Source organism: Snodgrassella sp. CS2 (genome assembly GCF_050310315.1).
Taxonomy (GTDB): domain Bacteria; phylum Pseudomonadota; class Gammaproteobacteria; order Burkholderiales; family Neisseriaceae; genus Snodgrassella; species Snodgrassella alvi_E.
Genome location: NZ_JBNPBA010000006.1, coordinates 1 through 15,519, shown reverse-complemented (window position 1 = coordinate 15,519; position 15,519 = coordinate 1). Strand labels below are relative to the sequence as shown.

Annotated in this window: 5 protein-coding genes; all 5 read left to right on the top strand. The window is 40.8% G+C overall.

Going from position 1 to position 15,519, the window contains the following annotated elements; all coding sequences use genetic code 11:
• Nucleotides 1–1,006 precede the first annotated feature (1,006 nt).
• The 5 genes from ACQP6D_RS08670 (at nt 1,007) to ACQP6D_RS08650 (ending at nt 15,238) form a co-directional block, all read left to right on the top strand.
• Nucleotides 1,007–3,778 carry an SdrD B-like domain-containing protein gene (locus ACQP6D_RS08670; RefSeq protein ID WP_427857965.1) on the top strand — a complete coding sequence of 924 codons (2,772 nt, stop codon included), beginning with the start codon at nt 1,007–1,009 and terminating at the stop codon, nt 3,776–3,778.
• Nucleotides 3,779–4,319: 541 nt separating this feature from the next.
• Nucleotides 4,320–5,189: a L,D-transpeptidase family protein gene (locus ACQP6D_RS08665; RefSeq protein WP_267391387.1), complete on the top strand. Its 870-nt coding sequence runs from the start codon at nt 4,320–4,322 to the stop codon at nt 5,187–5,189.
• A gap of 1,122 nt (nt 5,190–6,311) precedes the next feature.
• A complete protein-coding gene (locus ACQP6D_RS08660; RefSeq protein ID WP_267408267.1) occupies nt 6,312–7,172 on the top strand; it encodes a hypothetical protein in 861 nt (286 codons plus the stop codon).
• 131 nt (nt 7,173–7,303) lie between these two features.
• Nucleotides 7,304–11,005, top strand: coding sequence for an Ig-like domain-containing protein (locus tag ACQP6D_RS08655; protein WP_427857964.1), 3,702 nt, complete (start codon nt 7,304–7,306; stop codon nt 11,003–11,005).
• Nucleotides 11,006–11,053: 48 nt separating this feature from the next.
• Nucleotides 11,054–15,238 (top strand): RHS repeat-associated core domain-containing protein, encoded by a 4,185-nt coding sequence (locus ACQP6D_RS08650; protein ID WP_427857963.1) that lies wholly within the window; start codon nt 11,054–11,056, stop codon nt 15,236–15,238.
• Nucleotides 15,239–15,519: the final 281 nt, after the last annotated feature.

The window sequence follows — 15,519 nt, the reverse complement described above, 5'->3', positions numbered from 1 at the left end:
TTGCAAATGATAATTGAAAAAGGGTATAGTTAAAAAAATTTTATAAATAGGATTTTGCTGCACTGATTCATGTATAAAAACGGTGTAAAGATATTCGCTGTAATATTTATTATATTTGGCAGGGTAGTTTATAAAAAGGGTAATGATGGGAATTAGAGGTTTAACATTTTGCAATAATTTATAATGGGTCTGAATTTTATGATGATTAAATATTTAATCTATAGAAAGAATTTTGATATCTTTTGCCGATAAAAAATTCAGCTTCGTTTGTTTAATCTTAATATAGTTTAGGTTAAATATTGATTTTGCTTGTGCAGCTATTATATTTCTCTTGAATACTATGTGTACTATTTATAGATTTTTTTTTTGAACGTTGCTTCCAATTTAATGCAAATTTAAATTTTATTCATTGCATACTTATGCTTTACAATAAAAAAAATCGTGCATTCCAGAACAAATATTAGGAAAGTATTTCACTTGAAGAAATATAAGCCGGATGCTTGGTTACTTTATTTTTGTGTCAGCATTAATTTTGAGTGCTGTACTTTTAATTCTTTCAACTAACGCGCCATATACAAAGCTTTAGTTGTAGTTTTTTGAAAAAATATAATTGATTTTTGTGCCGGCGGCTTTTTGCTTTGCTGGCTTTTATGGTCAGATAATATTCCACTTATATAGCTCAGAATAAAAGTATTGTCTTGATTATATTTATATTTATGGGTTTGAAATCTATTTAGATGATTTTGATAATTTATTTACGCTGTTTAAATTATAACTAGATGGGACATAATTTATCTGATAATTTAAAAAATATCATTATATTTTAATTACAATAATTTTATATGCATATTAAAATGGAGAATATAAGAATCTGAATAAAAATTAGAACTATCTATAAATAATATTTTTAAGGAGAGTAAACAGATAAATATGAGTAGATGAGTAAGTGTGACTTGATTTATCTGTAAATTCAATAAAATGAATAATAATATATAAAGGTTAAATGATGAAGGGTACCCTGTTGAAATATGGTAAGGGGTTTTGCCATATGCTGACTCTTCTGGCATTTTTGTTCTGTAGCATTTTGCCGGTCAGATCGGCATTTGCGCAGGATGTGGAGTGTGCGGAAGTTAAAATTGTGATTGAGCAAAAGCTGTCTTTTGAGCGGCAAGCTTTTGATGCTCGGATGTTAATTAAAAATGGTCTGGATGCAAATCTGAAAAATATTCGTGTGGAGCTGGTTTTTACGGATAAGGATAATCAGCCAGTAGAAGTTACGCAAAAAACTGAGGATAGCCAGGCCAAATTCTTTTATCGTACTGATTCTTTGTCCGGTGTTGATGATATTAATGGGACGGGGCAGATTGCGGCCAAATCCAATGCTGATATCCATTGGATGATTATTCCTGCATTTGGCGCAGCTCAGGATAAGGACACGCTTTACAATATAGGCGCAAAACTCACCTATGAGCTAAATGGTCAGGAAACGACAGTAGATGTGGTGCCAGATTATGTGGTAGTGAAACCTCAGCCATTGCTGACGCTCGATTATTTTTTACCGGGAGAAGTTTATGGTGACGATCCGTTTACGGCTGAGGAAGAAACACCTGAGCCTTTTACTCTTGGTGTTCGTATTCGCAATGATGGTAAGGGCATTTCTTATCACACGGTGATTGATTCAGCTCAGCCGAAGATTGTGGAAAATAAGAAAAATCTTTTGGTGGATTTTTCTATTCTGGGCAGCTATATCAATAATCAGTCTGCAGATAAAAGTCTATTGCTGAATTTTGGAGATATTGCTGGTGGTGCTTCTACAGTTGGCCGCTGGAATATGATTGCCAGTCTGTCGGGGACATTTACGGATTTTAAGGCCACGTTTACACATGCGGATACACTGGGTGGGGCTGTGACCAGTCTGTTGAAAGCCACGAATACCCACTCCTTAATTCATGATGTAAAAGCTGATTTACCGGATAGCGATGATGTCACAGATTTTCTGGCTCGTGATGGTGATGTAGTACGTTTGTATGAATCTAGTGGCCTGAACTCAGATGTGTCTGAGCAGAGCAGTCAAGCTTTATTGCAAGCAGGTGATAAAGGCTATCAGCTTTCTTTTCCTGCTACAAAAGGATTTGTTTATGCCAAGGTGGCGGATCCTTTTCAGGGCAGCAGACAGCCAGACGATGTGGTACGTTCGGATGGTAAACACTTGCTAAGTGATAATGTCTGGTTATCCAAATCGCGTAATAAGGATATGTCTTGGTCTTATTATGTGAATGTGTTCGATTCTGATTCTACCGGTCAGTATAGTTTATTTAAGCATAATGCTACGTATGCTCAGGGGCTGATAGCCGGTACAGTCTACAATGATGTGAATGCTGATGGCCTGCTAAATCATGATGAAAAGGGTTTAAGCCATATCAAGGTTGTTTTGTCAGGGCAGAATGTGGCCGGTAAGCGCATTGAACAAGTGTCCTACACTGACGAATCAGGCAGGTTTAGTTTTGATAAGTTAGCGGCCGGTGATTATTCTATCTGGGTTGACGATGTTGCAGATATGATTGACGGACCAGCTGTGGCAGGTAGTGCCGGTGGTCAGGCTCTGGCAGGTAAAATCGAGCATATTGTTCTGCAAGACAATATGCATGCTGAAAATTATCTGTTTGCTAAGCAAGCTGCGGTTCAGCCGCCTGTGGCTGGTGATGCAGATATTGCTGTGAATATTGAGACAGTAGAGTGGAATGATAAACTGCCTGCGGATACGGCACAATTTTTACTGACTGTGTCGAACCAAGGGCCGGAAACTGCACGAAATATTCATGTGCAGCCTGAATTGTCATCTGATTTGGAAATTACTGAGCAAAAAGTTTTGTCTGGCAATTTCAATTCTCTGAAGCAGCGTATCGATGCGCTTGGCGCCAATGAGGCGGTTACGATGCTATTTACTGTGCGAATGAAAAATGCTGATGGTAAGGGTGAATTTACTGCACATATCAACAGTGATTCAGCTGACCCTGATATGAGTAATAATGTTGCATCTGCTGCTGTGGCTCCAGGTAAGACAGATGTTGCAATCAGTGCTGAAGCCGTTGAATGGAATAATTCTTTAGATCAAGATACCGCTCAGTTACTCGTCACAATTAGTAATAACGGACCACTGAGTGCACGTAATGTTTATCTCCAACCTGAGTTACCAGATAATCTGGAGATTACAGCTCAGCAAGTACTGGCTGGAAATTACAATACTCAGGAAGAGCGTATCGATAATCTAGCCGCCGGAGAAAGCACCACGTTGTTACTGACGGTTAAGGTGACCGGATCCGATAAGGTAAGCCAGTTTACGGCTCGGATTAAAAGTCAGACGGAGGATGCTAATTTAAATAATAATGAGGTCAGTATTCCTGTGATGCCTGGAGCAGCTGATATTGCTTTGGAGGTTGAAAAAGTAGAGCTTACTCCGGCATTACCGGCTGACTGTGTGCAATTGTTGTTGACTATCACCAACAATGGTCCTGCGGAAGCACGCAATATTTCTCTGCAATCGCTATCCGATGATGTACAAATCACGAAACAGAAAGTAGTGATGGGCAATTATAATGAGTCTGCAAACCGGATTGATAAACTGCCTATAGGCGAAGAGACGATTATTCTGCTGACAGTCAAAATTACCAGCGCAAGCGGTAAGGCTGATTTTAAAGCACGAGTTCAGGGGTTGTTAGCTGATCCGAATAAGACTAATAATTTAGTTACCTTTCCGGTTTCATTAGAAAAAAAGTAAGAGACAAGCGGTAAAATCATTTTAGTAGGTTTCTGGACAGCGCATCACAGTATGTGTCAGCTGGACAAAAAGTAACTAACAAACAAAAGCATTACCAATGGATTACAGGCTGTGGGTAATGCTTTTTTATTTCTTATTGCTAATAATTTTTATGTGTGAAATTATCAAGAAACAACAGATGTTTGTTCAGTAGTTTTTAAATAGCAAATTGAAGCTGAAGCAGCACAAAATATTAACTAATGCGTTTTAAAAAAATAAATTAGTTGCCGAATGTTAAGTTTTTCTGTTTGATTAAATACAAGTTAAGCATCAAGTTATTATGGATTGCCAAAATCAGCAAGAAAGTAAATAATTGATTAGTAAATTTAAATTCTGAATAGAATGCTAAATAAATTGATTTATTTTTACATACTATAGTAATATAAGTTGAATAAGATACTTTTAATCTTAAAGCGCTGACGAAATCATATAAATCAGTTGTTTAACAACCAGCCATCAGTTTAAACAGTCAGATTTCTGTTGAAAAAATCAAAGATAATATATGTCAAAATTAATCGGAAACCTGCTTTGCCTCTCCAGCCTGATATTTTTGGTTGCTGTAGGGTTTGTTTTATTGATTTCGGCTGTAGTGAGAAAACGCAAAAACAATTTTAAATTCAGGAATAATAGAATCTTTGGTTTTTTTGTGGGTGGCTGTGTAATTGCTTTTATTGCTGGGTTTGTGCTGGTGTTGAAGAATAATCCGCTATACATTGATTCTTTATCAGCAATTAATCAGGCATTGAATCGATACCATCATGCTCAAGCTTTGGAATATCCACTTCAAACGAATCCGGCCAATTATCCAGTACGCGGGGATAATATTTATTTGCGTCTTTTTAAGCAGGAAGGGATTCTGGAAATCTGGACTCAACATAAAAATCAGCCATACAAGCTATATAAAACATGGAAAATTTGTACTTTTTCTGGTGGACTGGGACCTAAAAAAGCAGAAGGTGATGGCAAAAGTCCGGAAGGCTTTTATGCAACCCAGAAAAATCTGCTCAATCCACATAGCCGTTATCATCTGTCCTTTAATATTGGTTTTCCAAATACTTACGATCAAGCAAATGGTTTTAACGGTAGTTATATTATGATACATGGTAAATGTGTTTCTGCAGGTTGTTATGCCATGACAGACTCAAGTATTGAAGAAATATATACTCTCGTCAGCTTGGCATTAGACGAGGGGCAGAAGCAGATTCCGATACATATTTTTCCATTTATGATGAGCCCATCTAATATGAAAAAAAATCAGGATTCAGAATATTTTCCTTTCTGGCAACAATTGAAACCCGCATATGATATTTTTGAAACTCAGCGACGAATACCATATATCAGCGTTGAAAGACGGCATTACGTTGTCCAATAATTTTATTCTGTTGTTACTTTAATTCGCCTGTTTAAGAAAACATTTTCATTAGTTAACTTAATCATTATCCAGATATATTTTGGAAATTAATAGCATAATTAAATCTTGCTAGTTGAAGAAGATAAAGATATAAACGTCTCTAAAGGTGCAAATAATCGCGCATGAAACAGAAATATTTAAAGATAACTTCCTAAATTGTTGTATGGAAAAATAAGTATCATCTAATTGCTGATAGTTAAAACAAGGCTTTTTAAGCATATTTAATCAACTGATACAAATTATTTGCCTAAAAATATTAGGGTATGCTAATATTAAAGGTGTGCAAAAGAAAGTTATTATCTAATTTTAAAAAATTATTAACTGTTTACAAAATTTATTGGCTACATACAGCCGTATGAAATCCGTGATTCAGACTTCAAAACAAGATAGAGCGCAATCACAAAGCTCTGAAACCTTTAAATCTGAAATCCGTATATATAGAGCATCTGTACCATTTCTTTATCTTGATTCGCTTGTGAGCCTCATTAATGCGAGCAGGAGAATTGATTGTTGCAAATAATGGAGCTATGCAATTAAGTTAATATTTCATTGATATTTAGCTAATATAGAGGAACTATTCACAATAGAAAAATTTTGAATTTAATAAATAGATTAAAAATATTTGTATTTTAATGGCAACCATAAAATAGAGGTTGAAAGTTTTTAATGACAATTAATCTTATCTGGATTGTGGTAATAAGTAATTTATGCTTTTAAAATAAATATTATTTGTTTATTTTATGAAATATAGCTAATTAATAATGCTATTCGAAGATATTTAAAATTTTTCTAGTGGTTGCTAACGTGCAATCGCTCTATTACTGGCCACCGGAGTAGAAATTTTACGCGATTCAGAAATAAAAGCGCTTGTATGTTGAATTCAAATGATAATTTTTAGTCGAATAATGATTACATATTAGCAATAAACCATTTTAACCATTGTCAAATCAAGCTAATTGGTAAGTATTAATATTTCAATTAGATGAGAAATACTATTTAGCTTGATTATTCAGCTGCAACACCACGATATATCGTTGTAGCTGTAAATTTTGAATGATAAACCAATAAAAATACAGATATGCGATGCTGAAGTTATCACAGATTATTTATATCACTGGAATTTTATTTTTTTTCAGTGTACGGATATTGGCACAGGAATTATCTGCCTGTCTCAATGATAAACCAGACTTGGCACAACAACCTGTAGCCGTAAACTGGCCGCAAAACCACGTTAAACAACCACTTGATCATAAATACTGGCTTAGCATAAAAGCGTTAAGTCAGCCGCAATGGCAGGATGCGGTGTGGGTGGATATCAGAACTGGTGCAGTGCAACAAGAGACAGGGTTGAAAATGCTGGCTGTACCGCTTAGTCGATTGTATAGTGCCGATTTTTTAGCTCATAAAACCGTGATTTTGGTTGGAACTGGATTTGATGAATTACAGATAAATCAAACTATTAAAAATTTAAGAAAAAAAGGTTTTAACCACGTATATGCTTTAAGCGGAGGATTTTTTGTCTGGGAAAAAGTACAAAATCATAATAAGCCCAATCTGCAGGAAATCTCTGCACTTGAGTTTTTATCCGGTGGTCAATCCATACAATGGCAGGTGATTAGTATAGGTTTGAATTCACAACAAATGAATACTTTACCAGAACTACCTGCTAAACAATTTAGTCTTGCCCAGATATCTAGTCCAGAACTAAAGCAATACATCAGCCAAGGAGATAATCGTAATGATGCCTTTATACGCTATGTACTGGTTAGCCCAGATGAACACACGCTTAGGCTATTGCAACGGCAAATGAATTTTGCAGAAAACGACCATATTGTCTGGTTGCAAGGCGGATTAGCGGCTTATCAGCAATATATACAACAACAAAATAATTTAATGAATCATGCTGGACAAAGTTTATCCAGACCATGCCGCATAACTATTTAATTTATTTAAGGAGTATTCGAACTCATGAGGGGTACACAATGAATATTTATCAATACTGGAAAAAAAGGTTTTTCGGTTTAAACATAAAAAAAGAGCCAAAACATAAAAATAAGCAGAGAAAAGCATATGCAATGGTTGTCTGTGCATTATGCACCATTGCCAGTGCGGCAAGCTATGCCGGTACCGACACAAAACTGAAAGGTGATGATAAAGTCAGTGGCGCATTACCGATTGGTTTTGAGTTTAATTATTATGGCAAAAAATATAATAAATTTTATGTGAGTACAAATGGATTGCTGCAATTTTCGAATCCAAGCAGCAGTTACAATAACTCTTGCCTACCTGCAATCAATAATACACTGTTTGTTTTCTGGGATGATTTAAGAACTGATGTATACGGCCAGCCTGCTGGTACCATTAAATACGAAACACAGGGTGAAGCGCCAAACAGAAAACTCATTGTGCAATGGACGAATCAGTATTTTTATAGTTCGAATCTGCCTATGGGAACCTTTGAAGCGATTCTTTATGAAGGTACAAATCAGATTAAATATCAGTATCGTACTTTAAATATTGATCTAAGCAAAGGCGAGAGTGCAACAATTGGTATTCAGGGCATCACGCCAAAGAACGTTCAAGTAGGCTGTAATAAAGCCAATATCATTAAACCAGAACAGGCTATTTTATTTACGCCTAATAATGATTTAAGTGAATATACCAAGAATGAGAATGCTGAGTACAATTTTATCGATATTTCTGATCTAACACCGGCTGCACCACAACCTGCTGCCCGTTATACAAATCAGGCACCAAGCTGGACATGGCAGAATATCAATACACTTGATACATGGGAAATTGAAATTCAGGATGCTTCCGGAAATACCGTCTATAAAAAAATACTGAATAAAGTAAATCAATATACTTATGATGCCGGTTTACAAAATGGACAGTCTTATCGCGCCCGTGTACGCGGAAGTATTAATCGAGGTGCTACCTGGGAAATGTGGTCTTCAACCTCTGAGCTCATTACCGTAGATACGACCAAACCGGTTGTGGAACTAAACCAATTCAGTCGTGTTAATGACAAAGCGGTGAGAGTTGGTTACAGCAGCAGTGATAATCTGAGTGGTATAGCCTCTATACATCTGCAAATTGCCAATAATCCAGATTTCAATAAACCCATTATCGATCAGGATATTAATCTGCAAAGCAATAATGTGCAGATAGATAATGTGCCTGTTGGTGGAATGTTATATGCCCGACTGAATGCTTTGGATAAAGCAGGCAACAGCTCAGGCTATACTCAAGCATCTGCTATTACGGTTACACCTCCAGTACTTATCAGCCCTGTTACCCAGACAAAGGTTAAGAACGCAGCATTAAAAGTTCAGGGTACTGCTGAGTCTGGTGCAAAAGTACAGTTGTATCTGAATGATAAACCAGTGGGTGAAAAGGTTACTGCTGATGCACAAGGCTATTTCACTCAGGATATTCTGTTGCCGAAAGAAGGTAGTTACCGCTTACATGCTGTAGCGCAGAATGATGCTGGCAGCAGTGAGCCCAGTGCACCGGTGCAGTTTGATTTCGCTTTACCGACACCCACTGCAATCATTACTACTCCCAGTGATAATCAAACACTTGCTGCTCCGGTTGATATTCAGGTAGATGCTGCAGATGAACTTGGTATCGAAAAAGTAGATTTATTGATAGATAACAAACAGTTTGCTACTCTGTCAGAACGCCCCTATCAGGCACACTGGCCTCTGACCATGGAGGATAATGGCAGCCACAAAATCAGTGCAAAAGTGACCAATACCAGCGGCAAAACAGTGACCAGCACCCGTACGGTCAATGTCAAAATTGAACCACCGGCTCCGCCTCCCACACCTTATACCGGTAAAATTACCGCAATCAGCCCTGCGGTTAGTTATGGCCCGCAGCCAGTAACCATTAGCGGGCAGGCTGTTTATCGTGCTGAAAATACGATAGCTGCAAACGTACCGCTAAAACTGGTTTTGAATGTAAAAGGGTTTGAACGCAGAATAGCTGTTGCCACTGATGAAAACGGCCATTTCACCTATACCTTTACCCCGCAGGAATCTGACTCGGGTACATATCAGGTTGGCATTATTCATCCGGATGAAAAAACTGTTACCAGTCAGGGCAGTTTTGATATCAACCGCATCGCATTTAATATAAAAGGCTATCAGCTCAAAGCGCCGCGAACCATCACCACACCCATACAGGTTAATGCTACAGCCAGTACCGGTGCTAAAAACCTGCGCTGGGTATTGGCTGCTGAAAATCAGCCAGATGGCGTATTGCCTCAGGGCGTGAATATTGAATCTGAAGCTGTAAATATTGCCCCCGGACAGAGTCGCACGACAACAATTAAATTCACCGCAGACGATCATGCAGCCGAAAAGGGCAGCTTGTTTTTGGTGGCCTATGCCGATGATTCAGGAGATCTGGTACGCGGTAAATTACAGATTAATTATGAGCTTGGTCAGCCAATGCCTGAATTGTATGCATCGCCTACCTATATACAGACTGGCTTACAGCAAAATACCAGCTCCACAGCCAAAGTCAGCGTTGGCAATAAAGGATTGGCAGCGGCAAAAAATGTTCAGGTAGAGCTGGTAGATGAGCAGGGTAATCCCGCTCCGAGCTGGGTATTTATTGCCAGTGATAAAAATATTAATGAAATTGCGGTTGATGAAAAAGTACCGGTACAAATCATGGCTCAGCCGGACAACAGCATCCCCGACGGCATTTACAACTTTATTATCAGAGTATCCAGCAGCGGCAAAGTAGCAGGCACCATTCCGGTAAGAATTTCCGTTACCCAGAGCGGACAGGGCGTAGCTCACTTTGATGTGGCTGATATCTATACCGCCACCCTAGATGCAGACGGACAGCCCATCAAAGGCGTAAAAGGAGCAACCATCAAGTTGCAGAATGATAGTGTATTAACGGAACAATATACTTTCAATACAGACAAAGATGGTATCGCAACCTTAAACAAGCTGCCGGCAGGCATCTATCGCTATCGCGTTAGCGCACCTAATCATATGGATGCCAGCGGCCGTATTGTGATTCAGCCTGATAGCACAACTAATCAGCATGTATTTCTGGAGTATCAGACAATCAATGTAGAGTTTGGCGTGACTGAAACCTCCATTAAAGATGTGTATGACATTAATGTTAATGCCACCTTTAATACGCAAGTACCGGCACCTGTCATTATGCTCGAACCATTGTCTATTAATCTTGGTGCAATGCAGGTTGGAGAAGAAAAAACGGGCCAGATTACAGTCAGCAATTATGGTCTGGTACAGGCTGATCATGTGGTACTGAATTTGCCGAAAACTGATGCTCACTTCAAGTATGAATTTTTTGGTGAAGTGCCCAGTGTGCTCAAACCAAAAGAAAAAGTAGTGATTTCCTATAAAGTGACTGCTCTTGATCCGAAACAGCAGGCGCCGGCAGAAACCAGAATTGCTTCGCTATCAGACTTGCTACGTGCCGCACCAGAAGAAGACGACTGCACATCCTACGAAGCTAGCTATGAGGAATCACATCAGAGTGAGTGTCCCAGTGGTGACATTTCCAAAGGCAGCAGCAGTGGACGTTTCTATCAATACAGCGGTAAAAAATGCTCAACCAAGGGCAGTGGTATCGGCTGGGGAGGCGGCGGTTCACTTGGAGGAGTGGGCGGCGGCACTTTCGGAAATGGGGCTGGAGCGGGCTCACCGGAGGCGATGCCGATAACGCCTGGCTGTACCCCGGATGCGCCCTGCGCTTCAGGCGGTTCGAAAGATGGTTCGTGCTAATACCAACAAATAAAACAAAATAAATAAATTAAACACAAGGGTCAAAAAATGAAAACGAACAACCGACCCGGGAACAGCCTAAAGGAGCGGCTGTTCCGGGTAATCAGCTACATACTTATGCTGGTAATGGCAGTGCCGCAGATGGCTTATGCCCGCATCAGCGGCAATGACGAAAAAATATCTGGCATCAGTCATGCCAGCGTCAGACTGCCGAATACCGAATATACCGAAAACACCGTAGACATGCGGGTAAAAGTATTAGGTGGAGAAGTCAAACTCAACCGCACCTGGGAAAATGGACGTTGGTATCTCAATCCAGCCTGGGCCGAACTACGCTTCGTATTAGATCCGCTCGACAGCAGCGTCAAAACCATCGATCGTGCCGGTACCCTGTATCAGCGCAGCGGCGAAGCCGACTTATATACCTACAAACAAGTATCCATCAGCAAAACCGAAACCGGCTGGCGCTGGACGGATCCAGAGGGTAACTGGATAAACTATGACAGCAAAGGCCGGCCACTGGCCTATGGCAATGCCAGCAACGTACAAGTTAGCTTTGAGCTAGATAAAGACGGGCAGCGCAAAGCCATAAAAGATAACAACGGCGAACTCGTATACAGCCTAGACTATGACAATCAGGATCACCTAATCAAAGCCACCGACCGCAGTGGCCGCAGCGTCAGCTACAACTGGTCCGGAGACCGCCTGATCCAAGTAACCGACGTAATGGGCAACGTCTGGAAATATAGTTACGACAACAACGGGCAGATAAACCGCCACACTGATCCCGATGGTGGCGTCACCAAAATTGATTACATCGTGTCCGTACCCTCATCACAGTTTGCCATGGGCAGCGGCCGCAATGGTGGCGTAATATCACACAGTGCCGTAGTGAGCACCGGCGCAGCCGATCATGAAAACAAACTGGCACGCGTAGGCAAAATCACCAGCAAAACCGGTGCTGTGACTGTTTATAACACCGAGTACAATCGCGTCAACAAACAGTACACCATCACCGTCAACGATCCGTCCGGACAAAAAACCGTCACCGTATTTGACAGCAATGGACGCGTACTGACCGAAAGCATAAACGGCCATCTTACCGCCCGCTATGATCGAGACAGTGCCAATAACATCGTCAAATACACCGATGAACGCGGGCAGATTACCACTACCCAGTACAACCAAGCGGACTATCCAGTTAAAATCACCTATCCGAATGGCGCAGTAGAAGAATATCAATACAATCAGGCCAACAAACCGGTCAAACAAATTAACGCCAAAGGCGATAGCATCACCTTTGAATACAATGCAGCCAACCAGCCGACCAAAATCACCTATGCTGCCGGCAAACCCGAGCAACGCATCGTCAACTTCGAGTATGACAACCTAGGTCAGCAAACCAAAGCCACCATTGGCAATAATCAAAAGAGCATCAGCCTGCAGCAAAGCTTTGACCGCTACGGCAACATAGCCAGCTATACCGATGGCAAAGGGCAACAGTACCAGTACAGCTATAACATACAAGGTCAGCCAACCGAATTACAGAACCCTTTACAGCAGAAATGGCTATTGGGTTACAACGCTGCCGGTTACACAACACAAGTAACCGACCCACTCAAGCACACCTTTACCATGAAAACCGATGCCCTCGGCCGAATAGTAGAGATGACCGATGCGCAAGGCAACAGCACCCATTACAGCTATCAAAATACAGCAACAGGGCGCGAAATAAAAACCACCGACGCATTGAATCAAGTTACCACCCAGCAGTATGACAAGCTCAATCGCCTGATCAATACCATTACCCCATCCGGACTGGTTAGTGAACAGAGCTACGACGGCAACAGCAGAATCAGCCAATATAAAGACTACAAGGGCAATCAGCTTAGCTACGAATATGGCGCACCCGGCACCATTCAGGCTGGACTTTTGACCAAAATAAATTATCCGGCCTACAGCGAAAGCTACGATTATGACAACGTGGGTAACATCATCAGTGTCAACCAGCAGCTGGACAGCAATACCCAGATAAGCAGCTACAGCAGCTATGACCAACTAGGCCAACAAATCAGCCGCATTGATGCTGCCAATCGCACCAGCCAAAGCCAATACAACGCACTGGGACAAATCACAGCCGACATAGATGCACTGTCAGGTAAAACCCAGTACCAGTACGACCTATTCAGCAACCTCAGCGTACTGACCGATGCCAAAGGCAACCAGTACCACTTTGAATATGATCAAAATAACAACCTGCTCAAAGAAACCAAAACACTGGGCAACGACGTCGAATACAGCTACAACGCTGCCAACCAGCTGACCGAACAGAAACAGGTCAACGGCAACCGCATACAGTATCAGTATGATGCAGCGGGAAACATCAGCCAGCAAAACTACATCGCAGCCGGTACCGACACCGCCGAACAGACAGTCAACTACCAGTACGATGCTAACAACCAACTGACAGAAGTACAGCAAAGCGGCAGCACCAACAGCCATTACACCTATCAGCGCGATGCCCTGGGTCGAATCGTTGAAGAAAACATCAGCTATGGCCGCATCAGCAAAACCTTAAAATACAGCTATGATACAGATGGCAACCTAGCCAGCATCACCTATCCCGATAACAGCACAGTAAACTATCGTTATGCCAACGGCCAGTTACAGCAAGCCATACTGCCAAACGGAGAAGAAATCAACTGGCGTGATTACCAATGGAATCAGCCTAAACGTATCACCTATCCGCAAGCAGAACAAACCAACAGCTATGATGCCTTACAGCGACCAACACAAATCAAACTGGTTAGCAAAGGACAAACCCTACTCGAACGCCACTACAGCTACGATAAAGTTAGCAACATCAGCAGTATCCAGACAGAAAAAGGCAGCAGCAACTACCAATATGACCAATTGGATCGCTTAACCCAAGTCAAACCGGAACAAGAAAGCCTAGCGCAACGAGCAGAATCCTACAGTTACGATGCCATCGGCAACCGCACCGGTAGCGCCCAACAACCAGGTGAGTGGCAGTACAACGACCTTAACCAACTCATCAAGTGGGGAGAAGGCAAACAACAGACCAGCCTCAGCTACACCATCAACGGGCAGCTAGCGACAGAAGAAAACGCCAATAAAAAACTCAGCTATAGCTACAACGCTGCAGATAGACTAAGTAAAGTCAGCAACGACAATGGAGAAATAGCCAGCTACCAGTACGACCCATTTGGCCGGCGCATCAGCAAAACCGTAAATGGCAAAACTACCTACTACATCTACAGCAGCAAAGGGCTGATAGCCGAACTGGATCAGACAGGACGAATGCTAGTAGCGTACGGCTGGGCACCAGACAGCGATTGGGGCACCAGGCCCTTATGGCAGGCCAATCTAAATGAAGGCCAAACCCTAAAAAATGCCAGCTATCATTACCTGATAACAGACCATCTGGGCACCCCACAACTAGCAATAAACAGTGCAGGAGAACAGAGCTGGAAGATTACCAGTGATGCATTTGGCAATGGTGAACTGGATGCAAATAACCAAATCACCATGAACCTGAGGTTTCCGGGACAGTATTACGACGAAGAGACCGGACTATCGTATAACTACTTCAGGGATTACGACGCGAAGACGGGGAGATATATTCAGAGTGACCCGATAGGGTTAGCTGGGGGAATAAACACGTATGGATATGTAGGTGCGAATCCACTTCTATATATTGATATATTCGGATTATCTTATTGGGATTGCATTCTGAATAAATCTAAAAAAGCTTACGATAGAGGCCATGAATTTGGTACTAAGACAGGAACTGCATTAGGTGCTGCTGCCGGTGGTGCAATAGGCATGGTAGTAGGAGGTGGATTAAGCGGAACTGGTTGTACCATGGTACTACCGGTAGTAGGAACAGTTGGTTGTGGAGCTTCAGGTGCTGCAATGGGAGGAGCAGCAGGAGCCACGGCAGGAGCCATTGTAGGTGGAACTATGGGACCGGCAGCAATTGGTGGGTTTAATGGTATCGCTGGTGGATTAGCAGGAATTGTTTCATGTTCTAGTTCAGATGATGGCGGTGAAAAAGATTGCGAAGAAACTGAAGAACAACGATGTCGCAAAGTTAAATATAATTGTCTGAAGGAATGTTCAGACGACGCGTTACCTACAAAAAACTATGGTACTAGTTTTAGAATATGTGTAAGGAAATGTATGGAAGAAGAGGGGTGTTATAATTTTTAAAATTCTAAAATTAGTTTTCAGTATTTATAATTTGTATTATTAATAAAATTTAGCTAAAGTAAATTAAAGTCTTTAATTATTAACATATATTCCATAAATACAAAAGATATTTAAATAAAGATAAAGCCCAGTAATTTTATTTAATAACTGGGCTTTATCTTTAAAATATATTATTTGTTGGATATTTGACTATGATTACTAAGTTTTAAATAAAAATTATAATATGGTATTTTGAAAATTATTAAAAATATGTTATTTTTAGATAGATGTTATATTATTTT

Excerpts from the sequence above, each read along its gene's own strand:
- ACQP6D_RS08665 (WP_267391387.1), top strand. The coding sequence starts at position 4,320 with ATGTCAAAATTAATCGGAAACCTGCTTTGCCTCTCCAGCCTGATATTT.
- ACQP6D_RS08650 (WP_427857963.1), top strand. The coding sequence starts at position 11,054 with ATGAAAACGAACAACCGACCCGGGAACAGCCTAAAGGAGCGGCTGTTC.
- ACQP6D_RS08670 (WP_427857965.1), top strand. The coding sequence starts at position 1,007 with ATGAAGGGTACCCTGTTGAAATATGGTAAGGGGTTTTGCCATATGCTG.
- ACQP6D_RS08660 (WP_267408267.1), top strand. The coding sequence starts at position 6,312 with ATGCTGAAGTTATCACAGATTATTTATATCACTGGAATTTTATTTTTT.
- ACQP6D_RS08655 (WP_427857964.1), top strand. The coding sequence starts at position 7,304 with ATGGTTGTCTGTGCATTATGCACCATTGCCAGTGCGGCAAGCTATGCC.